Annotated in this window: 24 protein-coding genes and 1 other RNA gene; 4 read left to right on the top strand and 21 right to left on the bottom strand. The window is 52.7% G+C overall.

From position 1 onward, the window contains the following. Positions 1-120: 120 nt before the first annotated feature. The 5 genes from JET16_RS15350 to dnaX all read right to left on the bottom strand — a co-directional run bounded on the left by JET16_RS15350 (position 121) and on the right by dnaX (position 3,861). Positions 121-384, bottom strand: a complete 264-nt coding sequence (locus JET16_RS15350; RefSeq protein WP_199617209.1) for a pro-sigmaK processing inhibitor BofA family protein — start codon at positions 382-384, stop codon at positions 121-123. Between the two features lie 15 nt (positions 385-399). Next, positions 400-690, bottom strand: coding sequence for a DUF2508 family protein (locus JET16_RS15345; protein ID WP_199617207.1), 291 nt, complete (start codon positions 688-690; stop codon positions 400-402). A gap of 406 nt (positions 691-1,096) precedes the next feature. Further along, the gene (gene recR / locus JET16_RS15340; RefSeq protein WP_199617205.1) at positions 1,097-1,696 is read right to left on the bottom strand and encodes a recombination mediator RecR; all 600 of its coding nucleotides are present in this window, start codon (positions 1,694-1,696) and stop codon (positions 1,097-1,099) included. Between the two features lie 12 nt (positions 1,697-1,708). After that, positions 1,709-2,020: a YbaB/EbfC family nucleoid-associated protein gene (locus JET16_RS15335; RefSeq protein WP_199617238.1), complete on the bottom strand. Its 312-nt coding sequence runs from the start codon at positions 2,018-2,020 to the stop codon at positions 1,709-1,711. A 53-nt stretch (positions 2,021-2,073) separates the two neighbouring features. After that, entirely contained in the window at positions 2,074-3,861 is a 1,788-nt protein-coding gene (gene dnaX / locus JET16_RS15330) for a DNA polymerase III subunit gamma/tau (protein ID WP_199617203.1), read from the bottom strand. 533 nt (positions 3,862-4,394) lie between these two features. Here dnaX and JET16_RS15325 point away from each other — a divergent pair. Beyond that, positions 4,395-4,706 carry a hypothetical protein gene (locus tag JET16_RS15325; RefSeq protein ID WP_199617201.1) on the top strand — a complete coding sequence of 104 codons (312 nt, stop codon included), beginning with the start codon at positions 4,395-4,397 and terminating at the stop codon, positions 4,704-4,706. Here the strand turns inward: JET16_RS15325 and JET16_RS15320 are convergent. From JET16_RS15320 to rpoE, 11 genes are all read right to left on the bottom strand, one after another. After that, a complete protein-coding gene (locus JET16_RS15320) occupies positions 4,701-6,134 on the bottom strand; it encodes an ATP-binding protein (RefSeq protein ID WP_407673152.1) in 1,434 nt (477 codons plus the stop codon). The genes JET16_RS15325 and JET16_RS15320 overlap by 6 nt on opposite strands. A gap of 163 nt (positions 6,135-6,297) precedes the next feature. Beyond that, positions 6,298-6,396, bottom strand: an RNA gene (gene ffs / locus JET16_RS15315) — signal recognition particle sRNA small type. A gap of 61 nt (positions 6,397-6,457) precedes the next feature. Further along, positions 6,458-6,829 carry a hypothetical protein gene (locus tag JET16_RS15310; RefSeq protein ID WP_199617198.1) on the bottom strand — a complete coding sequence of 124 codons (372 nt, stop codon included), beginning with the start codon at positions 6,827-6,829 and terminating at the stop codon, positions 6,458-6,460. A 66-nt stretch (positions 6,830-6,895) separates the two neighbouring features. Further along, entirely contained in the window at positions 6,896-7,093 is a 198-nt protein-coding gene (gene rpmE / locus JET16_RS15305; protein ID WP_199617197.1) for a 50S ribosomal protein L31, read from the bottom strand. A gap of 115 nt (positions 7,094-7,208) precedes the next feature. After that, on the bottom strand, positions 7,209-8,462 hold the full coding sequence (locus JET16_RS15300) for a radical SAM protein (RefSeq protein ID WP_199617196.1): 1,254 nt from the start codon (positions 8,460-8,462) through the stop codon (positions 7,209-7,211). A gap of 81 nt (positions 8,463-8,543) precedes the next feature. After that, entirely contained in the window at positions 8,544-9,953 is a 1,410-nt protein-coding gene (gene rho, locus JET16_RS15295) for a transcription termination factor Rho (RefSeq protein ID WP_199617195.1), read from the bottom strand. Between the two features lie 92 nt (positions 9,954-10,045). After that, positions 10,046-11,305: a UDP-N-acetylglucosamine 1-carboxyvinyltransferase gene (locus JET16_RS15290; protein ID WP_199617194.1), complete on the bottom strand. Its 1,260-nt coding sequence runs from the start codon at positions 11,303-11,305 to the stop codon at positions 10,046-10,048. Positions 11,306-11,396: 91 nt separating this feature from the next. After that, positions 11,397-12,251: a class II fructose-1,6-bisphosphate aldolase gene (gene fba, locus JET16_RS15285; RefSeq protein ID WP_199617193.1), complete on the bottom strand. Its 855-nt coding sequence runs from the start codon at positions 12,249-12,251 to the stop codon at positions 11,397-11,399. Positions 12,252-12,357: 106 nt separating this feature from the next. After that, positions 12,358-12,756, bottom strand: coding sequence for a response regulator (locus tag JET16_RS15280; RefSeq protein WP_199617192.1), 399 nt, complete (start codon positions 12,754-12,756; stop codon positions 12,358-12,360). Positions 12,757-12,989: 233 nt separating this feature from the next. Next, a complete protein-coding gene (locus JET16_RS15275; protein WP_199617191.1) occupies positions 12,990-14,591 on the bottom strand; it encodes a CTP synthase in 1,602 nt (533 codons plus the stop codon). A 156-nt stretch (positions 14,592-14,747) separates the two neighbouring features. Continuing rightward, on the bottom strand, positions 14,748-15,341 hold the full coding sequence (gene rpoE / locus JET16_RS15270; RefSeq protein WP_199617190.1) for a DNA-directed RNA polymerase subunit delta: 594 nt from the start codon (positions 15,339-15,341) through the stop codon (positions 14,748-14,750). Between the two features lie 382 nt (positions 15,342-15,723). Between rpoE and JET16_RS15265 the strand changes: the two genes are divergently transcribed. Continuing rightward, positions 15,724-16,875 (top strand): S8 family peptidase, encoded by a 1,152-nt coding sequence (locus JET16_RS15265; protein ID WP_199617189.1) that lies wholly within the window; start codon positions 15,724-15,726, stop codon positions 16,873-16,875. Here the strand turns inward: JET16_RS15265 and argS are convergent, their stop codons facing one another. Both argS and JET16_RS15255 read right to left on the bottom strand, forming a co-directional pair. Next, a complete protein-coding gene (gene argS, locus JET16_RS15260) occupies positions 16,876-18,549 on the bottom strand; it encodes an arginine--tRNA ligase (RefSeq protein ID WP_199617188.1) in 1,674 nt (557 codons plus the stop codon). A gap of 5 nt (positions 18,550-18,554) precedes the next feature. After that, the gene (locus tag JET16_RS15255; RefSeq protein ID WP_199617187.1) at positions 18,555-18,971 is read right to left on the bottom strand and encodes a DUF1934 domain-containing protein; all 417 of its coding nucleotides are present in this window, start codon (positions 18,969-18,971) and stop codon (positions 18,555-18,557) included. Positions 18,972-19,131: 160 nt separating this feature from the next. On the opposite strand from JET16_RS15255, the gene JET16_RS15250 reads away from it, so the two are divergent. Further along, positions 19,132-19,962 (top strand): AraC family transcriptional regulator, encoded by an 831-nt coding sequence (locus tag JET16_RS15250; protein ID WP_199617186.1) that lies wholly within the window; start codon positions 19,132-19,134, stop codon positions 19,960-19,962. Positions 19,963-20,263: 301 nt separating this feature from the next. Here the strand turns inward: JET16_RS15250 and JET16_RS15245 are convergent, their stop codons facing one another. Continuing rightward, positions 20,264-20,386, bottom strand: coding sequence for an RICIN domain-containing protein (locus tag JET16_RS15245; RefSeq protein ID WP_233531645.1), 123 nt, complete (start codon positions 20,384-20,386; stop codon positions 20,264-20,266). A 105-nt stretch (positions 20,387-20,491) separates the two neighbouring features. Here JET16_RS15245 and JET16_RS15240 point away from each other — a divergent pair, with 105 nt between their 5' ends. Next, complete coding sequence (locus JET16_RS15240) at positions 20,492-21,709, top strand: winged helix-turn-helix domain-containing protein (RefSeq protein WP_199617236.1); 1,218 nt, start codon at positions 20,492-20,494, stop codon at positions 21,707-21,709. Positions 21,710-21,772: 63 nt separating this feature from the next. On the opposite strand, the gene speB is transcribed toward JET16_RS15240, so the two are convergent. Continuing rightward, entirely contained in the window at positions 21,773-22,645 is an 873-nt protein-coding gene (gene speB, locus JET16_RS15235; protein WP_199617184.1) for an agmatinase, read from the bottom strand. Beyond that, positions 22,642-23,469, bottom strand: coding sequence for a polyamine aminopropyltransferase (gene speE / locus JET16_RS15230; RefSeq protein ID WP_199617183.1), 828 nt, complete (start codon positions 23,467-23,469; stop codon positions 22,642-22,644). The genes speB and speE overlap by 4 nt, the downstream gene beginning before the upstream one ends. Positions 23,470-23,547: the final 78 nt, after the last annotated feature.

Here is a 23,547-nt window from a genome sequence, read left to right as displayed (position 1 = left end):
CGTCCACCGCCTTCGCGGCGACAAGCAATAATATATCACACGGAAAAACCGTAAGTCAACTACAATAAAAGCTCTAATTTAATGCAATGCGGTTAAACCGACCCAGCTGTGCCAAGCCTCTTAAAAGAGCACCCATTTCAATGCGGCGAGCATCAAAATACCCGGCACGCCCAAGACCGCCACAGTAGCAACGGTCACTACATTAATTGGTATATCCACGCGAGTATACGGCTCGGCCAATTCCGCAAAATACAAAAGAACGGCAGCAAGCACCGCATTCAGCGCTATAGCGGACAGCCAGCGCAATCCGAGCTTGGACCGAATCATAACAAAAACAAACATAAGAGTAGACACAATGAAGACCCATAACCATATCCCGTCCATCGCTCGTCCTCCTTATCACTGAATTCGCAACGTATAATAATATGCAGCATTCATACTCTTCGCCTTCGCCTTCATCGCTTTCGCTTGCCTCAACAGCATGCTGTAACGTTTCTCGGCAGCCTCGAGCGCATATACCGCATAATCGATTTGATCCCAATCAAGAGCGTAGTCCAGACGCTGCTGCGCGCACAGCCATTCCATATGCGCTTGCCGCACTTCTGCAATCATCTCCGACTCGGCTTCAAGAATTTTCTCTTGTTCCCGCCGTTTCGGCATCCGCTGCAGCAACCTACTTAACCATTTCATCGTTTCGTCCTCCCGCAACATTTTTATAATGTATGAATAAGTCCATCCCCTTGCTTAGCCCTAAAGAGGGTTATTAATAGATATGGTTCTAACCTTCAAAAATAGAACAAGCTGTCCCATCACCCCCGGCAAATAAAATGTCCTTCTTCACCTGTACCCGCCACTGCACCTAGTCACCGACTTTCAGCCATCTAAATCCGCTCAAATCCGATACAAAGGTTTGCTGAAACTCGGCGACTGANCACTGCACCTAGTCACCGACTTTCAGCCATCTAAATCCGCTCAAATCCGATACAAAGGTTTGCTGAAACTCGGCGACTGATCAAACAAGAGAAACGGCCGGAGGACAAACAAAAAAAAAAAGGAGCCCGCAGGCTCCTTCGAATACTCATATGAACAGGCAGAATCACACCAATTCCCTTCGGCCTTCCAACGCCTTGGACAACGTGACCTCATCCGCATACTCCAAATCGCCGCCCACCGGCAAACCGTGAGCGATGCGCGTTACTTTCAGCCCGAAAGGCTTGATCAGCCGGGACAAATACATAGATGTCGCTTCACCTTCAATATTCGGATTCGTCGCCAGGATCAGCTCCTGCACCTCGTCATCGGCCAACCGCTTCAGAAGCTCCGCCACGCGTATATCGTCGGGTCCGACACCCTCCATCGGCGAGATCGCCCCTTGAAGCACGTGGTACATTCCGTGAAATTCCTTCGTGCGCTCCATCGCTACAAGATCTTTCGCTTCTTGCACAACGCAAATGACGGAGCGGTCCCTGTTGCGGTCCGAACAAATACGGCATGGATCCGTGTCCGTAATGTTGCAGCAAACGGAGCAATATTGCAAATTCCGCTTCACGTTCACGAGCGCCTTAGCAAATTCAATGACATCTTCTTCTTTCATCCGCAACACGTAAAACGCAAGCCGAGCGGCCGTCTTCGGACCGACACCCGGAAGGCGGGAGAAGGAATCTATAAGTTTGGCAATCGGTTCCGGATAATACAACGGATACGCTCCTTAGAACAGACCCGGGATGTTCATGCCGCCCGTGAATCGTCCCAGATCTTGGTTTGCCAGTTCGTCGGCTTTTGTCAGCGCGTCATTCACTGCAGTCAATACAAGATCCTGCAGCATATCGACGTCGTCCGGATCGACCGCTTCCGGCTTAATCTTGACGTCCAACACTTTCTTGTCGCCGCTCATCGTAACGCTGACGACACCGCCGCCTGCCGTGCCTTCAACCGTCTTGTTCTGAAGCTCTTCCTGCGCTTTCATCATTTGTTCTTGCATTTTCTTCACTTGCTTCATCATTTGATTCATATTTCCCATTCCGCCGCCACGCATCATACCTCAAGCACCTCTTTATGTTTTTTTGAAAAATGTCACTCTTTCACCACAACGATATCCTCGCCAAACAACTCTATCGCCTCGTTGATCCACTTTTCTTTATAAGACTTTCCTTCTTCTCCTTCGCCGTCCGAAACGAGCTCGAACTCTTCGGTTTGTCCGGCGGTGCCGGAAGCCGCTCCCGCCGCCGTCTCCGACGCGGCTTCCCATTCGGAAAGCATCAGCGTCGCCAGCCGGTACGGTTTGCCTAACGTTTCGGCGAGGACGCTTTCGATCAGTTCTTTGTTTACGGGTTTTTCGGTCGTTTCCCGGTGGATCGTATTCTTGAACGCCACGAGAACGACATCGTCCGACAGCGATACGGGTTCCCCGTCTACCAGCCAAGCATGAACCGTTATTTTGCGCTCTTTCACACGGCTGAGTATACGGGCCCATTCGGAAGCGACGCTGCGATATTCCGGCGAGCCCTTCGCCGCAATGAACGCGGCAAGCGCAGCGGGCGTCTTGCCGGAGACGGCTCGCGAAACGGCTGCCGGCGGCCTTGCCGGCGCGGGCGCCGCGATTTGCGAAGCGCCGGCCGATCCGGACGCAGCCGCGGACGCGGTTGCGCTCCGCGCTTCGAGCCGCTCGACGCGCGCCGCCAGACGCCGCAGCTCCGCAGCCAAGTCCGCAGTCGCTTGATTGCCGACGGCTTCCGCGGCCGCGGCGCTAAGCTCGACGGCCGCTCCTGCAGCTTCTGCAGCGCAAAGCTTGAGCAAAGCAACCTCAAGCATCGTTTGCGGTTGCGCCGCATAGCGCATTTCGCCCAGATAGCCGTTGACGATGTCAACCATGCGAAATAGACGCTCATGGGTAAACCTGCCCGCCACTTCGCCTAACCGGGCCGCTTCCGCTCCGGACAACCGTTCGTTCACCGCCGTCGAATTCGGGACCAGCTTAACCAGAAGCAAATCGCGCAGATACGTCAAAAATCCTTCAAGGCATTTGTCGGCGCTCTTTCCTTCCCGCATCAACCGGTCGACGAACTCAAGCACGAAAGCAACGTCCCGCTCGGACAAGGCGGCTGCAAGAGCGCCGTATTGCTCGATCGCGACTCCGCCGGTCATGGCGACGACGCCGTCGTACGTTACGCTGTTCCCGGTGAAAGACACGGCCTGGTCAAGCAAGCTCAGCGCATCGCGCATTCCGCCGTCGGACAGCCGCGCAATCAACGCAAGCGCATCTTCGTCCGCCGTTATGCCTTCGTCTTCGCATATGCGCCGCATCCACGCCGTTTGTTCCGATGGACTAATGCGGCGAAAATCGAAGCGCTGACAGCGGGAATGGATTGTGGCGGGAACTTTATGCGGTTCGGTAGTCGCCAATACGAACACCACATGTTCCGGCGGTTCCTCCAACGTCTTCAGCAGAGCGTTGAACGCTTCCGTCGTCAGCATGTGAACCTCGTCGATGATATAAACTTTATATTTCACTTCGGTCGGAGCATATTTGACCTTATCCCGGATATCGCGTATTTCCTCTACGCCCCGATTGGATGCAGCGTCAAATTCGTTCACGTCGATGCAGGCGCCGGACGTAATGCGCTTGCAGGCACCGCATTCGTTGCACGGTTCGGCCGCAGGCCCCCGTTCGCAATTGACCGCTTTGGCCAAAATCTTCGCGGTGCTTGTTTTTCCAGTCCCGCGAGGGCCTGTAAACAAGTACGCATGCGAAAGCCGGTTTTCCCGAAGCGAATTTTGCAGCGTCTGCGTTATATGCCTTTGTCCGACGACGTGCTCGAACGTCTGGGACCGCCATAAGCGGTACAAAGCCATGCGGGCCATAAAATCCCCTCGAATGCTTACTTGAATGTAGTTCGATCAAAGCTTTTTTTTAGAGATCACAGATATGTTTCAAAGACAGTCATCCTGATCTCGCAAGAAAAGCTTCCTCTAATCGACGTACCTGCTTCATTGAATGTACTTCGATGAAAGCTTTTCTTTAGAGATCACAGATATGTTCCAAAGGCAGTCATCCTGATCTCGCAAGAAAAGCTTCCTCTAATCGACGTACCTGCTTCATTGAATGTACTTCGATGAAAGCTTTTCTTTAGAGATCACAGATATGTTCCAAAGGCAGTCATCCTGATCTCGCAAGAAAAGCTTCCTCTAATCGACGTACCTGCTTCATTGACTGTACTTCGATGAAAGCTTTTCTTTAGAGATCACAGATATGTTCCAAAGGCAGTCATCCTGATCTCGCAAGAAAAGCTTCCTCTACTCGACGTACCTGCTTCATTGAATGTACTTCGATGAAAGCTTTTCTTATTATAACAGTTCCGCACCATAAGAAAAACTTCTATCGAAGTAATTCAGGGATGAGCGACCGCGATGTAGAGGATGTTTTTCTTGGTATAGAATTTACTCATTTCCTGCCGATGCAGAAAACTTATAAATTCTATATCGTTAAGAAAAACTTCTATCGAAGTAATTCAGGGATGAGCGACCGCGATGTAGAGGATGTTTTTCTTGGTATAGAATTTACTCATTTCCTGCCGATGCAGAAAACTTATAAATTCTATATCGTTAAGAAAAACTTCTATCGAAGTAATTCAAGGATGAGCGACCGAGAGGTAGAGGATGTTTTTCAACGAAAAAGCGGCTGCCGAAGCCGGCTGCCGCTTTTATGATCCTGTGCAAGGGATCGATACGATGAATATGGTTCCGTAGCCCTTGGAAGATACTCTGATTGTACCCCCGATATCGTGGATGATCCGTTGGCACACCGACAATCCGAGTCCGGTCCCTTGCTCTTTGGTGGTGAAGAACGGATCGAAGATTTTGTCGATCAAGAACGCCGGAATTCCCGGTCCGCTGTCTTGTATGAACACGTTCAGCCTTTGCCCTTCCCCATCCATCTTCTCCGTAATCGTCAAGACCCCTCCTTCCGCTCCCATCGCTTCAATGCCGTTCTTGCTAATGTTGATAAACACTTGCTTCAGCAGTTCGCGATCCGCCACAACGAACGGCATGTCGAGTGATGATTGGTACTCGACGGTTACTCCGTGCAATATCGCCTCATTATTAATGATCGGCAAAATATCCCTTATTACTTCAGCGACATTGACTTTAGTCAAGGTGGCGTTGCGGGGTTTGCTAAGGAGCAGAAACTCGCTGACCAGCTCATTGATTCTGTCGATTTCCTTCAGCATGAGCTCCGTATACCCGTATTCCTTGTCCATTCCGTTATCCTTCAATGTGTTTTTCAACACTTGCAGGAATCCTTTAATTGAAGTAAGCGGATTTCGGATTTCATGCGCCGTACCCGCGGCGATTTGTCCGATCATGGCAAGCCTGTCGCTGCGCTGCACCTGCTGTTCCAGAGATCTTAAATTGGACACGTCCTTAAACATCACATATGCTCCGACCGTCCGGCCCGCCCTGTCCTTCAACAGGTTCGAGTCCATGAGCAATTCGTGCCGTTCTTGATTGTTGGTCCATGAAACGGCATGATTTTTAACGACGACCCCGTCCAAGATCGTCCGTTGGACTAACCGGTGCTCGGAAGGAACCGAAGCGAAAACTTCTTCCATCGGGCGGCCCAGTACTTTATCCCTTTCAAAACCGAGTACGCGGCATGCCATATCGCTTATATCAACAAGCAGAAAGTTGGTATCGATCAAAATAACTCCCAGATTAATGTCCCGGATGAACGAACCGGCAAACCGCTGCAGCAAATTCATCTTGCTGTCTCCGCCCAAATCGTGCAGCGCAACGACCGACCCACCCTGACCGTTATCACCGCCGATAAGGAATACGGAGTAGTCGCTTGTATGTACGGTGCCGTATTTATCGATAAGACTTGCGCTTGGAAACGCGGGACCGGCTGCCGATTGAGTCAACTCAGCGATTGCAGCGGGGTAGAGGAAGATGGAGGAAAAATGTTTCCCTTCCAATTCTTCAACATCGTACCCCAAGAAAGCGGCCAATTCGGTTTGAACCCTAACGATATACCCGCCTCTATCGATCAAAAGAGGAGAACTGCGAAAAAAACGTTCGATTTGCTTATCGAACGCTTCAAACTTTGTAAGCAATGTCCATTGTTTCGCCTGCAGCAAGTTGGCACCACCTTCCGCGGAAGTCCGTGCAAAAGCTCCATTCCGGCAAATATGGTAAAGCATGACTGTTCCAGTACAATTCGCCTTTTTTATTGATTTTCCTCCCGTAATGACAAAAAAACACTTCGCTTCCTCAGCAAAGTGTTCTCTGATTCTTCCAACATGAGGCCAGGCAACCCCCGGCACATGAGACTTCCTACTTACGGCTGCTTCCTTCCGGACCTGACCGGGTTCATAGGCACCCATTGCGGGGGACCCGACCGAACTTCAGTATAGCCGATCTTCGTGTGAAGTTCAAGCGGTTGACGAAAGTTGGCAAACGCTTATTCCACGAGAATATTATAATTGTAACGCGGATTATTGCCTTTCAGTAACGAATAAGCGTCCCAACGAATCGCTTCCGCCTCTTCGCCGGAAACATCTTCATTAAGGTGTATGGTGACAGTCACTTCCGGACCGTTGATCACGATGGTCGATCGCTTATCCAAGCCCATCTCGCGCAGCGCCTGACGCATCAATTGGCGGTCTTTCTTATAATTGTGATGGGTCGGATTCGTTCTGAAATTCGGATTGGAATCGCTCAATCCCATATAACCGTCTTGGTTGTAGTGCGATTCGACATTCCGGTCGGCGCCGCAGCCGTTAAGCAGCAAGACGGCGGCGAAAGCTCCCAATGCGAGTATTCGTGCTCTCATAAAAGAAAAAGACACCTCCCACGGATATTATCCCCGCGAAAGGCGCCTAACGATGCTTGGAAAATCTTAGATACCGTATTTCTTCTTGAATTTATCCACACGTCCGCCGGCGTCGACAAACTTCTGCTTGCCCGTAAAGAACGGATGGCAAACGGAGCAAATTTCGACCCGAAGGTTCGGCTTTACGGATCCGGTTTCAAAGGAGTTGCCGCAAGCGCAAGTAACCGTAGTCACGTGATATTTCGGTTGAATTGCTTCTTTCACGTGGATTCACCTCTTTCCGCCCTGAATCTGTAATTTCCCTTGCGATCCAGAGTTAAAATACATGCGTTCGTTATTGTAACACGGCCCCTCTACAATTGCAACAGTTCCGCTGGAGTTACTTTACCGCTTTCGGCGGAATGTGGGTATACGAACCGATCATGACATCCGGCAGCTCCGCTTCAAGCAATTCAATCGCTTGTTTCATTCCCAATAGTTGCCCTTTGGCTTTAGGAATGAGCGCGAGATAGCTTTCCGGGTCGATATTGAGATTTCTTAACTGAATCAGCTTTAATTTCGTCCGCCGGGCAAACCCGATCATCGCTTCAAGCTCCTCCTCCCGGTCGGTTACTCCGGGGAAGATCAAGTAATTAATGGAGGTGTGCACGCCTTTATCCGCCGCATAAGTCAATGACTTCTCGACATTGGCCAGTGTATATCCGCGCGGACGATAGTAAGCGTTATAGTGATCGTCGAGCGCGCTGATCGTGCTGACGCGCATCAGATCGAGTCCGGCATCGACGATTGCGCGAATATGGTCCGTTAGCCCGGCGTTCGTGTTGATGTTGATGTATCCGATGCTTGTCCGCTGTCTGACCCTCTTCATCGCTTCGACAATGATGGCGGCTTGCGTCGAAGGTTCCCCTTCGCAGCCTTGGCCGAAAGAGATGATGCTCTCCGGCGTTCTCAGATGCTCCATCATGATTTCAACGATCTCATCCGCCGTCGGTTTGAATTGGAGCCTTGTTTGCGGAGCCGGAAACTCGCTGTCATCGGGTTGTTCGGAAATACAGCCGAAGCAGCCGGCATTGCAGGAGAAAGATACCGGCACCGCGCCTTCCCAGCGCTGCAGGAACGTATTGGATGCAGTCAAACACTCATATCCCAGAGCGCAGTGCGACAGATGCTTGTACAGACGATTATCGGGATACGCTTCCGTCAGCCTCTTCACTCCTGCTTCCAAAGCATCCAAATCGCAATTCGCCGGGTTCCACTTCTCCGGATCGTCCGATTGCCTGGCGGCGACGTAGAAGCCGTCCTCCTTCCAGACTACGGCGGAATAACCGAACAGCGGCAGCGCTTCGGCTCCCGGGCGCTTTACGTAACCCGGCAGCAGCAGCCGTGTGTAGCCCTGGGGCAAGAGCGCACCGACAGCGTATACCTCATCCTCGCTCAATCGTTCCATCGCATCGTTATCGATGCGGATGCCGACGGGCCTGGTTCCGGGAAGAGAGACGAGCGTCGCGCCTTCGGGCAGCGGAATCAATTCGTCGTCCATAATTTCCGTTACGACGTCGCCGTTTCGCCCCAAGCCTGCGTAATCCGGATGATCATACACGTTGCCTTGTTCGTCGGCGTAAACCAGACGCATGAGTAACACCTCTAGAAATACAATCTCGTTTCAGACGTTTGTTTCAATCCACGCCCGCGCAAGGCGGGCGACTCGAGAGTTTTACGCACGAGGAGGAACACTGGCCGGCGTCTTAGCCCGCCGCGTTCCGGAAGCGGAATTTCCTGCAGCAGCACCGCTTTCCCCCGCTCCGCTGACGTTGGCGGGAGCTTTCTGGGCTGCCGGCGCGTTCGATGAAGCTCCGGCGCTCGCACTTGTACCGCGGCCGCGATTCGTCTCGATTGTGGCCAAAAATTCCGCGTTAGTCTTCGTATCGCCCAGTTTCTTCAAGAACGCTTCCGTATATTCATGCGAATCCTGCATCGTCTTGCGGATCGCCCATACTTTATCCAGCTCTTCTTTCGTAAGCAGCACTTCTTCGCGGCGCGTCCCGGAGCGGCGAATATCGACGGCCGGAAAAATTCGCCGTTCGGCAAGCCTCCGGTCCAGATGCAGCTCCATGTTGCCTGTTCCTTTGAATTCTTCGTAGATGACGTCGTCCATCCGGGAACCGGTTTCTACGAGCGCGGTAGCCAAGATTGTCAAGCTTCCGCCCTCTTCCACATTGCGGGCAGCTCCGAAGAACCGCTTCGGCCGGTGGAACGCCGCCGGATCGATACCGCCGGAAAGCGTTCTGCCGGAGGGCGGAATGACCAGGTTGTAAGCCCTCGCCAAGCGGGTGATGCTGTCCAGCAATATAACGACGTCCTTCTTGTGTTCGACCAAACGAAGCGCCCGTTCCAGCACCAATTCCGCTACTTTGATATGATTTTCAGGCAGCTCGTCGAAAGTGGAATACACCACTTCCGCGTCAACCGACCGCTGCATATCCGTTACTTCTTCCGGCCGCTCGTCGATCAGAAGAATAAACAATTTTATATCCGGATAGTTGTTTGAAATGCTGTTGGCGATTCGTTTCAATAACAGCGTTTTCCCGGCTTTCGGCGGGGCGACGATCAATCCGCGCTGCCCGAGCCCGACCGGAGTCAGCAAATCCATCAACCTTGTGGACAAATCGTTAGGGGTTCTTTCCAAGACGATTTTCTGCTGCGGATAAAGTGGAGTAAGTGCGGGGAAGTGCAAACGTTCGGATGCGGTTTGAGGATCTTCGCCGTTAACCGCTTCTACATGCAACAATCCGAAGTAACGCTCGTTTTCCTTCGGCGGCCTGCACTTTCCGGAAACCAGGTCTCCCGTTCGCAAATCGAATTTGCGTATCTGCGACGCTGAAATGTAAATATCTTCCGAGCTCGGCAAATAATTGATCGGTCTCAGGAAGCCGAAGCCTTCGGGCAAAATGTCCAACACGCCTTGCATAAACATGAGACCGGACTTCTCAGCTTGAGCCCTTAGTATCGCGAACACAAGCTCCTTCTTCTTCAATTGGCCGTAGTACGGGATCTGATACGATTTGGCAAGCTGGTATAGTTCCGTCAACTTCAGCGACTCTAACTCGGCTAAGTTGCGATCCATTTGAATAAACCACCACATTTCTAAGAATAAAAAACATATTTTTAAACACGCGACAAAACTTCCACTCTAGTCATTGACGAAAAATAATAGATTTATTCGGGTTCCGTCCAAACTTCCGCGCCGAGCGCCGTTAAATTTTCCACAAGATTGTCGTAGCCGCGTTGAACATATTCGTAACCGGCGATTTCGGTAACTTCGCCTGTCGGCACCATAAGACCGGCGATAAATAGTGCGGCGCCGGCCCGAAGGTCCGTAGCCTTAACCTTCGCTCCGTTCAATGTGCTGCCTTCAATAATGGCGGACCGGCCTTCAACGCGAATTTTCGCTCCCATCCGCTGCAGCTCCGGAACATGCTTAAACCGGTTGTTGTACACATAGTCGCTGAGGATGCTCAACCCGCGGGCTTTCGTCAGCAAACTCGTCATCGGCGACTGCAAATCGGTCGCAAAGCCCGGGTATACGAGCGCTTTCACGTCAATGTTGGAATATTCCTGCTGACCGACAACTCGAATCGACTCGTCCATCTCGTATATATGCGCGCCCATTTCCTGCAGTTTGGCCGACAACGCCTCCATGTGTTTCGGTATGACGTTATCCACCAGTACGTCACCGGCGGTGGCCGCCGCTGCGATCATGTACGTACCGGCTTGAATGCGGTCCGGGATGATGGAATGGCGGCAACCTTTCATGCTGTCGACGCCTTCGATGCGGATCGTATCGGTTCCCGCTCCCTTTATCCGTGCGCCCATATTGTTCAAAATAGTTGCAACGTCTATAATTTCAGGCTCTTTCGCCGCATTTTCGATCATAGTTGTGCCTTTGGCCCGAGATGCCGCCAGCATGATGTTGATGGTTGCTCCGACGCTCGCTACGTCAAGATAAATTTTGGCCCCTACCAGTTCTTTGGCAAAAATATGCAGCGCGCCATGCTCGTTCGTAACACGCGCACCCAACGCTTCAAACCCTTTCACGTGCTGATCGATGGGACGAGGCTCGAAGTTGCATCCTCCGGGCAAACCGATGACCGCTTTGCCGAAACGCCCCAATAAAGCTCCCATCAAATAATAAGATGCCCGTAATTTCTTAACGTTGCCGTTCGGCAGCGGAGTCCATACGGGACGGGAAGGATCGATCGTCATTGCGCCGTCGACATTTTGAACACCTACTCCAAGCTCTTCAAGCAATTCGGTATAGATTTTGACATCGCTGATGTCAGGCAGATTGTCTAAGACGACCGGAGTTTCCGCTAACAGAGCCGCTGGTATTAGTGCCACTGCGCTATTTTTCGCGCCGCTGATGGTGATGGTGCCCCGAAGCGCCCGGTTGCCGGCAATCATTAACTTTTGTGCCATTCGTTACAGTTCCCCCTGACCCATGAAGAAAAAAAGAGAGAGGGAAACCATTCGTTTCATGCCCGCTCGAATGAATTCCCCTTGTTTCAAGTTAAGCCTGATCGCTGCTGCCGAACAATCGGATCTTGGAACGCACCACTTCGACCATGGCCTTCTTCGCCGGACCCAAGTATTTGCGAGGATCGTATACGTTCGCGTCCTTGTTCAAAACTTGACGAATCGTATCCGTGCAAGCGACTTGGTTTTCGGTGTTTACATTGATCTTGCCCACGCCCGCTGCAATCGCTTTGCGGATCGACTCGTCAGGCACGCCTGAACCGCCGTGGAGAACGACCGGTACCGGGATCGCTTTCGCGACTTTCTCGATAATATCGTAGCGGATGTTCGGCTCGCCCTTGTACATACCGTGAGCCGTGCCGACAGCGATCGCTACGCAATCGACGCCTGTTTCCTCATAGAAACGGATCGCTTCATCCGGATTTGCCAAGCTCGCATTCGCCTCATCAACGCTGATATCGTCTTCGACGCCGCCGATGGTGCCGAGTTCCCCTTCTACAGAGACGCCCATCGCGCGAGCCGCCTTAACGACCTCTTTCGTTAAACGAATGTTTTCCTCAAACGAGTAGTGGGACCCGTCGAACATTACGGACGAGAATCCCCCTCGGATACATTTCATCGCGACTTCGAAACTGCTGCCGTGATCCAGATGCAACGCAATCGGCAATCCGGATTGCTTGGCGGCCGCTTCCGCCAGAGCAACGGTAAACTCCATGCCCATATACTTCAGGGCTCCCTCGCTCACACCGAAGATAAACGGAGATTTCTCTTCCATCGCCGCTTCCACGATGGCTTGCGCAAATTCAAGATTGTTCATGTTAAATTGGCCTACGGCAAACTTGTTCGCTTTCGCCTTAGGCAAAAATTCGTTCATTGAAACAAGCGGCATTCTCTAACCTCCTATGCTATGTACGTCCATGCAGTTTATATCCGCTGGCGTTTAGTCGAAGCACATTATAACACAAACAATTGCGAAATGGTATGAGTCTGTCCGGCTACGAGCCCGCTGCCATACGGGAGGAAGAAGATCCGCCGCGGAGTTCCGAGTTGACGGCGTTGCGCAGTTCGTCGATATCGAACGGTTTCGTGAAGTGCATAAGCGCACCCGATTCCGTCGCTTCTTTAATCATGTCGAGTTCCCCGTATGCGGTCATCATGATCACTTTAATCGCGGGATTGATTTTCTTAATATGTTTGAGGATTTCCAAGCCGTCCATTCCCGGAATTTTCATGTCCAGCAAAACAAGGTCCGGCGACTCCTTAGTTACGATATCGAGCGCAAGCTTCCCGTTGGACGCCTGAAACGTGCGGTATCCTTCGCTGCTGAACACTTCCGTTAACAACACGCGAATCCCATTCTGATCGTCGACGATCAGCACCTTATTCTTGTCCAAGCAAAGTTCCCCTCCAGCCTCAACCCTAGACAAAGGGCAGACATAGTGTATAACAACCCTATAGTTCGAGAAATGTCGGAATATTCCTTCCAATACAAGCAAAAAAAGAATAAGAAAAAGAACTTTCAGCCATTGAACAGGTCTGAAAGTTCGGAATTACGCAGCGGATTGAGGCTGGTTCTTCAACGCCCTCCCATCGGCAATCCGAGGGAAGGGCGTATCCATTAGCGGCTCTATTCCCGTAAAGAAAGCGCGGCTCGAACGAATTCCCGGAACAGAGGCTGAGGGCGGTTCGGACGGGACGTGAATTCGGGGTGGAACTGCACGGCCAAGAACCAAGGATGGTCGGACAATTCAACCATCTCTACCAGACGCCCGTCCGGGGACGTGCCGGATACCTTCAAACCGGCCGATTCGATTTGGTCGCGGAACGAGTTGTTAAATTCGTAACGGTGACGATGACGCTCATATACCAGCTCATCCCGATAACACGCGTATGCCAAAGATCCTTCGGCAAGCTTGCACGGATATAGGCCAAGACGCATCGTACCCCCGAGGTTCTCGATGTCTTTCTGTTCAGGCAGCAAGTCGATGACCGGGAATTGCGTCTCAGGGTTTATTTCGGACGAATTGGCTCCTCTGAATCCGAGAACATTGCGAGCGTATTCGATCACGGCAACCTGCATGCCGAGGCAAATGCCGAAGAACGGAATGCGCCGCTCTCTCGCATAACGGATGGCCGCGATCTTCCCTTCAATTCCGCGGTCTCCGAACCCGCCTGGCACTAAGATGCCTTGGACGCCGCTAAGCAGTTCGTCCACATTATGGTCATACACTTCCTCCGCGTTCACCCAGCGGATGTTCACTTCGGTGTTGCTGTCGATGCCGGCATGTCCCAATGCCTCTACAATGCTCAAATATGCGTCATGCAGCGCCACATACTTGCCTACGATCGCAATTTCGGTTTGCCGTTCCAATGTCTTAACGCGGCGGACCAAATCTTGCCATTCGGTCATGTCCGCTTGCGGCGCTTGAATGCTGAGGTGGCGAAGCACGATGTCGTCCATTCGCTGCGCCTGAAGCATCAGCGGCACTTCATAGAGCGTCTCGGCGTCGCGGCATTCGATCACCGCGTCCGCATCGATGTCGCAGAATAACGCGATCTTTCGCTTCAAATCGTCGGAAAGAGCGTGCTCCGTCCGGCATACGATGAGGTGAGGCTGAATGCCTATGCTGCGCAGTTCTTTCACGCTGTGCTGCGTCGGTTTCGTCTTCACTTCGCCTGCCGCGTTCAAATATGGGATCAATGTCACGTGAATGTACATGACGTTTGCCCGGCCGATATCGTTCTTCATCTGGCGAATCGCTTCGAGAAACGGCAAGCTCTCGATATCGCCCACGGTTCCGCCGATTTCCGTTATGACGACATCGGGTTGGGTCTCGCGCCCCGCGCGAAGAATACGTTCTTTAATTTCATTAGTTATGTGCGGGATGACTTGGACCGTTCCGCCCAAATATTCCCCGCGGCGTTCTTTGGTAATGACGGAGGAATAAATTTTGCCGGTGGTGACGTTGCTGTTCTTGCTTAGATTGATATCGATAAAACGTTCGTAATGCCCGAGATCGAGATCGGTTTCCGCTCCGTCGTCCGTAACGAACACTTCCCCGTGCTGATAAGGGCTCATCGTGCCGGGATCGACGTTGATGTACGGATCAAATTTTTGAATCGTCACTTTCATGCCGCGGTTTTTAAGCAACCTGCCCAAGGATGCGGCCGTAATCCCCTTTCCAAGGGATGACACAACGCCTCCGGTAACGAAAATATACTTAGTCATGGCGCAAATTCCTCCCAGTTTAAAAGAAAAAAAGTGACACCCGTCGCGGGACGGGGCACTTTTCATTTACCGTATCTGTTAAAGCCCAAAGGATAGTTTACTCCGTCCGCCGGGACGTGTCAACCGGATTTCTTGACGTTCATCCGTAAAGAGAATTTACTTCTCTTCTTCCTCTTCTTCGTCGTAGAATTCATCCTCATCGTCGACCTCATCGTCGGCGTCTTCGTCGCCCTCTTCCAGCTCGGCCTCCGGCTCTTCTTCCTCTTCTTCACCGTCTTCGTCGACGATCTCTTCCTCGATCTCTTCTTCCTCTTCTTCGAAAAACTCGTCGCGGTCTTCGTCTATCGTATCGAAGTCTTCGCCTTCGCTTTCGTTCTCATATGTGTCGTCATCTTCGCCGAAGACATCGTCGTCGATATCATCGTCATCGTCATCATTAATAATCCGGGGTCTCTTCGCGTTGCCAACGCCGCTTTCGTCCGCTTTCTCGACAGGATACCAACGTTTCAAGCCCCACAAATTGTTCCCGACGCAGGCGAAACGGCCGTCGATATTAATTTCCGTATATACTTGCGCAATGACGTCCATCATCTGGTCATCGGACAAGCCTTTGATCTTTGCAATTTCTTTCATCAAATCGCGATAATAGAACGGCGTATTTGCAGCCTTTAAAATTACAAAAGCCAAGTCGACCATCGGCATTTCTTGCGCTTGGTCGGGGCTTACCTTCAATGTATATTGCTCGCTCACGTCAGCACAACCTTTCCTTTTACTCACAGCTCATACAAGGAAATATGTATACTGTTACCCTTTCCATTTTCCCATCTTAGTAAAACCTATTTTCTAGAAAAATGCAACTGGGCGCAACCGCCTTCCAAAAAGAAAGGGACGGAGGGCAAGCCCTCCGTCGAGACTGTATCCGCTAGTGGCAAACCCCCTGTTCGCCACCCGTAAGTCAACGAGCGTATTCCGCTCTCCCTTCCATATTATGAGATAAACTCAATAACGCTACGTTCAACAGCCCATTTATTTAGAAAACGGCGGATGCTCAAGCACGACCCCGTCCCGAACTCATACAATGTTCCAATGTCCGACCTTGCTACAACCATCCTTCCACACGGGGGGTTTGTCTATGGAGGCTTTAGCATTCGTACAAATGCTTAACCAATTGCTTTCGCGCTCCGAAGCGTCCACAAAGCGGCATATCATCCGCTTGAGCGACCCGTCCCAATTCCGTCTGTTGAAAAAAACGATTCAGCGCAGCAAAGGGATTTACAAACGTTTAAGCGCAGTGCAGCCGTTGCCGATTATTTCAGCCTTCGTTTGCCCCGTGCCGCCTTGCCCGCAGCTGCTTCGCAAATTTGCAGGCATCGTTTCGGTTGAAGAAGACGTTAAAATTTCGGTTCATGCATTCTCGCAGCCCTCGCCGGTTGCCGGAGCGCGCTTTAGAACGCCATTCGTGCCTAGCGGAATCCGTTTGCTGCGGGTCCCCTCCGTCTGGAACCGCGCATCGGGGGCTAAGGTCAAAATCGGAGTGATCGACACCGGCGTCGATTATCAACACCCGGATTTACAATCGATACTCTCCCGCGGGATCAATCTGGTAAACCCGCGAACGCTTCCGCATGACGACAACGGGCACGGCACCCATATCGCCGGAACGATCGCGGCTACCGGCCGTTGGGGCATGTCGGGGATTGCGCCCCGGGCAACCATATATCCTGTGAAAGCGTTCGATCACAACGGTTCCGCATTCGTCTCCGACATTATTCACGGCATCGACTGGTGCGTCCAAAACGGCGTAGACATCATCAACATGAGCTTCGGGATGCGCAAGCGCAGCGAAGCGATGCTTGAAGCCGTCCGTAACGCAACGCGTTCGGGGGTCGTCATCGTCGCTTCCTCGGGAAACGACGGTAAACGCGGGTACGTCGACTACCCGGCGCGCTTTGCGCAAACGATCAGCGTCGGAGCGATCGATTCGAAGGGCAAAGTGGCTCACTTCAGCAACCGGGGCAAGCGCATCGACGTATACGCCCCGGGCGAACGCGTGCTTTCCACATGGCCGAACCGCAGGTATCACGAAATGAGCGGGACATCGATGGCCACCTCTCACGTAACCGGTATCGTCGCTCTCCTGTTGTCAGCCAATCCGCGACTGACTCCTCAGCAGCTCAAACAGATTGTTTCCTTGGCTCAAGTGCCGTTCTCGGACGAAACAAAGAAGGCCCGGTTGCCGGGCCGCATCGATGCGATCAAAGCATTCCGCCGCCTCCGAAGCTAACTACATTCTCTCCGGAGCCGAAACTCCGATCAAACGCAGGGCATTGGCGAACGTGTGGCGAAGAGCGAGCAATAGAGATAATTTCGCTTGAGATTCCTTCGGGTTATCCGTAAGGATTCTTTCCGCTTTATAATAACTGTGAAATTCGGAAGCCAACTCGTACGCATAGCGAACGATCTTATGCGGCGCCAGCGCCAGCGCCGCATCGGCCACCTCTTCTGAAAATTCGCCCATCTTGCGAAGCAGGTCGTATGTCGCCTCGGAAGATAGAGGGGAAAGATCGGCATCGGCGCCGGCGGGTACGGATACTCCGTTCTCCGCCGCTTGCCGGAATATGCTGCAAATCCGCGCATGCGCGTATTGCACGTAATAAACCGGATTTTCATTAGACTGGGACACGGCGAGATCCATGTCGAAATCGAGATGCGAGTCCGTGCTTCTCATCGTGAAGAAGTACCTCGTCGCATCGACGCCCACTTCGTCCATTAGGTCCTCCATCGTTACCGCTTTGCCGGTACGTTTGGACATCTTCACTTTCTCTCCGCCTTGGTAGAGACTGACCATCTGGGAAATAAGGACGGTAAGTTTGCCCGGATCTTCTCCTAACGCTTCCATTGCCGCTTTCATTCTCGGCACATATCCGTGGTGGTCGGCCCCCCAAATATTGATCATCCGGTCGAATCCGCGGCGGTACTTGTCCAGATGGTAAGCAAGGTCCGGAAGCAAATACGTATAGGAGCCGTCGTTCTTAATAAGCACACGGTCTTTGTCGTCTCCCATCGGCGTCGTCCGCAGCCATAATGCTCCTTCCTGTTCGTATACGTGCCCGTTCTTGCGAAGCTGTGCGAGCGCTTCGTCGATCTTTCCGCTCTCGTAAAGAGAAGTCTCGCTGTACCAATTGTCGAAGCGAACCCGGAAGCGCTCCAAATCGCGCTTGATTTTGTCCAGTTCGCGTTCCAAACCGTATGCTCTGAAGAAAGAGAAACGCTCTTCATCCGGTAAAGAAAGCAGAGAACCGCCCTTCTCCTCCGCCAAAACGCGTCCGAATTGTACGATATCCTCGCCGAAATATCCGTCTTCCGGCATGTCCGCTTCCTTGCCGAGCGCTTGCCGGTAGCGGGCTTCGATCGACTTCGCCAGATTCGCGATCTGGTTGCCTGCGTCGTTAATGTAATATTCCCGCTGAACCTCGTATCCCGCAAAATCGAGCACGTTGCAAAGCGCATCGCCTACAGCGGCTCCCCGCGCATGACCGAGATGCAGGCTGCCGGTAGGGTTCGCGCTTACAAACTCGACCTGAACGCGCTTTCCCGCTCCGGCATTCGTTCTGCCGTACCGTTCTCCTTGGTTGATCGCTTCCCGCACAATGTCCCTCAAGAACGACTTGTCCAAGAACAAATTGATAAAGCCCGGACCCGCAATTTCGGCTCTCTCGATGCCGGCCGAAGCCAGGTCCAGTTCCGCCGTTAAAGCTTCGGCGATCGCCCGCGGCGGTTTCTTGGCAACCCTGGTCAATTGCATGGCAATATTCGTCGCCAGGTCTCCGTGCGTCTTCTCTTTCGGCACCTCAAGCGCGATATCGGCGTGCTCTCCGGCGGGAAGCAAGCCGGTCTTGCGAACGGCCTCCGCGAACGCCGCTTTCACTTTTTCCTTCTGCTGCTCCAATGCGCTCATTTACCTCATTCATCCTCCCGAACTTCCAATCTTAAGCGGAAATGTCCCGCGTCAACCCCTGCAACGAGGAGCGAATACGACCATTCGACGAATCCGATGCCTTCCGTCAAGCCGATGTCGAGCTTCTTCGTCGTCGTCTCCAATCGAAACGAGCCTTGAGTGTTTTCAAAATAACCCGCCGTTGTTTTGCCGGGCGCGAAACGCTGCTCCGACCTGACCCCTCCTTGCCGGAACACGGTCACTTCCCCGCCGGCGATTTTAATCGTCGTCGCAACGCGGTTTCTCTCAGTTCCCGGTTCCTCGAAGCGGATGTATATATGCCGGCCTTTTAAATACACATGCCCCTGCGCTTTTACCGTATGGCGCTCTCCGTCATGGGCCGTATGAAGGCGGATTTGCACTTGGCGTTTGGACTCATTCATGAATTCCAGTGTACTCCAACGATCTTCCCTTTTGCAACAACGGGCGGCAATCGCAACCGTATGACAATATGACTCTATTATTTTTATATTCCGCTTGTATTCACCTATTAATTTTCCTGGTAATATAACAATATGAAAAAAAAGCTCAGGAGTACATGCCGTGGTCGATGAAAACATATTCCCCGTGTTGACCGATATGGAGCTGCGCTTGCCTCTGTACCTTACCAGCGCCGGAGGTTGGCGCAACCAGGACAAAATCCAACGGGCGGACGGATTCCCTTCCTACCAATGGCTTCTTTGTTTGAGCGGGCAAGGCAGACTGGAATTGGGAGGCGTAACGGCTGAGGTTTCCGAAGGACAAGGGATGATTTTGCTACCTCGCTTGCCTCACAGTTATTATGCCGTACAGGAGCCATGGACCGTCAGATGGGTGACGTTTCACGGATGGGTGGTGCCGGAATTGCTGGAACGGTTCCAATTGAACGATTCCGGTGTTTATTCCGTCGCCAATGCCGAAGAGCTGCTGTCAACGATGCAGGAAGCGGCGCGAGTGCTGAAGGGTGACGATCCGTTTCGCGGTTACGAGGGATCCTCCCTTCTTTATCGCATGCTGCTCGATCTTGCGAAGAACGCATCCTTGAAATCCGGTTCCTCACGCAAGCAGCACCTGCAAAATCTTACGCCGATGCTGCGGCTCATCGAGCAGAAATACGCCGAGGATCTGACGTTGGACGAACTCGCCGGTTCCATCCGGGTCACTCCCCAATACGCTTGCTCGCTGTTCCGGCGAAGCTTCGGCATGCGGCCGTTCGAATATATAACCAGATACCGGCTTCGCAAAGCGAAGGAGTTGCTGCTCGAAGACGTGACTCTCCCCGTGATCGAAGTCGGCCGTCTTGTCGGATACGCGCACTCAAGCTATTTTATCAAGCTGTTTAAGGAGCATGAGGGAATGACGCCGAGCCAATTCAGGCGGCTGTACGCGGGTTGATTCGCCGGCTTCTCCGGCTGTGCGCCGCTGCAGCGGCAGTATTTGCCTTTGCACCACTCTTAGTAATCTTTTGTCTGTCTCTAACGGTAACTTTTACCTCTGCAAATCTGCCGCACCTTGGTATTCGTACTACCTCCGGCTTTCAGCGGCAATATTTGCCGTTGCAATTCAATAAGCAATCTCCCGTCACTGTCTAAAGGCAGCTTTTGTCTCTGCAAATCGGCAGCTGCAGCTTTCATTTCTTGCACACATCAAAATAAGCCGGCATCGGCAGGTTCATACCGAAACCGGCTTGCCGCATTCAATTCACTTGCACTATGCGCCACTGCTGATTCGCTCCGTTGTTGTCCGCCCATTGGATGACACCCGCGCCGTCGGCGGTCGAGCGCCCTTGCACGTCGACACACCGGAGCGCGGCAGCCAGAATGCGAACAAATATTCTTGTTGTCTATGGAAGATGATGGTACAATGGATTGTAAGCGAGTGTAAAAGTATTACCGGTCAGGCGGGAGAGAAGAGCGTGCAATCAATGAAAGCCGTAAACTTGACAAACAGGCAAGCGAGGAGATTTCTGCTTGCGCACCACGGATTGGGAGCGCAGCCTGAATTTACGGGCAAAGCGGGGGCATTATCCTACATTCGGAGGGTAGGGTGCATCCAATACGATCCGCTGAACATCGTCGGCCGCAATCCCGAATTGGTGCTTCAGTCCCGCATTCCGGATTTCAAACCGCCCCTTCTGCAGGCGCTGCTTTACGAGGATCGCTCGCTGATCGACGGAATGGACAAGGTGATGTCGATTTATCCGGTGGACGATTGGCCATACTTCAGCCGTTACCATGATGAGGCAAGACGATATTACGGATCGCAAGAAGCCGTTGCCGGAGCGCTCTCCGAGGTGCGGCAGGCAATATTAAGCCGCGGACCGCTGTCCTCCGACGATCTGGATCTCGACCAAACCGTTGACTGGGCATGGGCGCCTACCCGGTTGGCCAGAGCGGCTCTGGAAAGCATGTATTTCTGGGGGGAGCTCGTTGTCCACCATAAGAAGAACAACCAGAAGTATTACGATTTCGCCGACCGGCATTTGCCGGAAAGTGTGCTTAGTGCGGATGATCCGAATATAACGGATGAGCAATATTGGGATTGGCGTGTATTCCGGCGCATCGGAGGGGTCGGCGTGCTGTGGGAAAAGTCCGGCGACGCCTGGGTCGGCATTCGGAAACTGAAAGCGAAGGAACGCCGGGAAACTTTCGGCAGATTATACAGCGATGGCCGGCTCATCCGGCTGCAGGTGGAGGGTATCCCGACCCCGTTATATGCGAGAACGGAAGATTGGGAACGAAGCGCAGCCGCAATCGACGATCCGATAGAGAGTCCCCGTGCTTCTATTCTTGCGCCGCTGGACAATCTGCTATGGGACCGCCGTCTGATCGCCGCGATTTTCGGATTCGAGTACATATGGGAAGTGTACAAACCGTTACAACAGCGCACCTATGGGTATTACGTTCTGCCGATCTTATACGGCGACTCGTTTGTAGCCAGATTTGAACCAGGCAGGGACAAGCGTACCGGAAATCTCGTAATCAAAAATTGGTGGTGGGAGAGCGGAATCGAACCGACGGCGGACATGATGGCCGAGTTGAAGAGGTGTTTCCGCCGATTCATGGATTTTCTCGGGGCGGACACGATGGAGATTGATAGCGGATTAGCCGCACGCGAGTCCATTGCCGGTCTGGCAACCTAAGCCAGACGTCCAAGCCTGCCCATTCGATTCGATGCAAAAAAGCTGCGGGAGCCCGCAGCTTTCTTAATATTTCAAAAATCCGAGCAGCATCTCCCGAATGATCTTCGCCGCCACGATCGGCGTCTGCTCCGTCGGATCGTAAATCGGCGCCACCTCGACCAAATCGGCCCCGACTACCTTCGCGTCGCTGCCCGCAATCGCGTGAACGGCGGCCAACAGTTCTTTCGAGGTGATGCCTCCCGCTTCCGCAGTGCCCGTTCCCGGGGCGGCCGACGGATCGAGCACGTCGATGTCGATAGTGACATATACCGGTTGGCCGGCGAGCTCGGGCAGCACCTTGCGGATCGGTTCCAGCACATCGAACGGATGAAAATTCAAGTGTTCGCGCGCCCATTGGAACTCTTCTCGCATACCGGAGCGTATGCCGAATTGATAAATGCGCTTGCCGCCCATCAGCTCCGCCGCTTTGCGGATAGGGGTCGAGTGCGAAAGCGGCTCCCCTTCGTACGATTCCCGAAGATCGGCATGAGCGTCGATATGAATGATGCGCAAATCCGGATATTTCGCATATACCTCGCGGATGACCGGCCACGAAACGAGATGCTCTCCGCCTAGGCCGATCGGAATTTTGCCGTCCGTCAACAGCTTGTTCACGTAATCGGCGATAATGTCCAAGCTGCGCGCCGGGTTGCCGAATGGCAGCAGCAAATCGCCCGCGTCAAAGTAACGGATCTCCTCCAAATGACGGTCCAGATACGGGCTGTATTCCTCCAAACCGATCGACGACTCGCGGATGCGGGCCGGCCCGAACCGGGAGCCCGGACGGAAGCTCACCGTGTAGTCCATCGGCATTCCGTAAATAACGGCGTCAGCGGAACCGTAATCATCGGAGCTTAATATAAATACATTGCCGGAGTATGCTTGATCGAGTTTCATTTCACCAAATCCTCCACAAATTTCGGCAGAGCGAAAGCCGCTTTGTGCAGCCGGGGAGTGTAATATTTCGTGTCCATCTCCGGAATCGACGCTTCGTTCACCGCCAAAGGATCATGCTTCTTGCTGCCCATCGTAAATGTCCAAAGGCCGCTTGGATATGTAGGAATGTTGGCGCAATATACGCGAACGATCGGGAAAATTTCTTTCACGTCCCGGTTCACGCTGCGGATCAAATCCGATTTAAACCACGGATTGTCCGTCTGCGCGACGAAGATGCCGTCTTCCTTCAACGCTTCAAAGATCCCTTGATAGAAGCCCTTGCTGAACAACTCCACAGCAGGACCGACCGGCTCGGTCGAATCCACCATAATCACGTCGTATGCGCCCTTTTGCTTTGCAATATGCATATATCCGTCGTCGACAATGACTTCGACGCGAGGGTTGTCCAGCTCGCCCGCAATTTCCGGCAAGTACTTCTTCGAGTATTCGATCACTTTGCCGTCGATTTCGACAAGCACGGCCTTCTCGACTTTCGGGTGCTTCAACACTTCGCGGATCACGCCGCCGTCACCGCCGCCGACCACGAGGACGCGCTTCGGATCCGGATGCGTTACCAATGCCGGGTGCGCCACCATCTCGTGATAGACGAATTCGTCGCGAACCGTCGTCATCACCATGCCGTCAAGGACAAGCATGCGGCCCCACTCGTTCGTATCGATCATCGCAAGATGCTGGAAATCCGTCTGTTCATCTACATAAGTTCTCGTTATTTTCGCCGTTATGCCGAAATTTTCGGTCTGTTTCTCCGTGTACCACAAATCCATATCGATATCCCTCTTTCTCGCTATCCAAATTCTGCCCATACTTCACAATGTCATTATAGATAACTGCGAAGAAAATGC

The sequence above is a fragment of the Paenibacillus alkalitolerans genome, assembly GCF_016482785.1.
Lineage (GTDB): Bacteria > Bacillota > Bacilli > Paenibacillales > YIM-B00363 > Paenibacillus_AE > Paenibacillus_AE alkalitolerans.
Note: the sequence above shows the minus strand (reverse complement) of the source record. Positions and strands in the feature narration are given on the sequence as shown.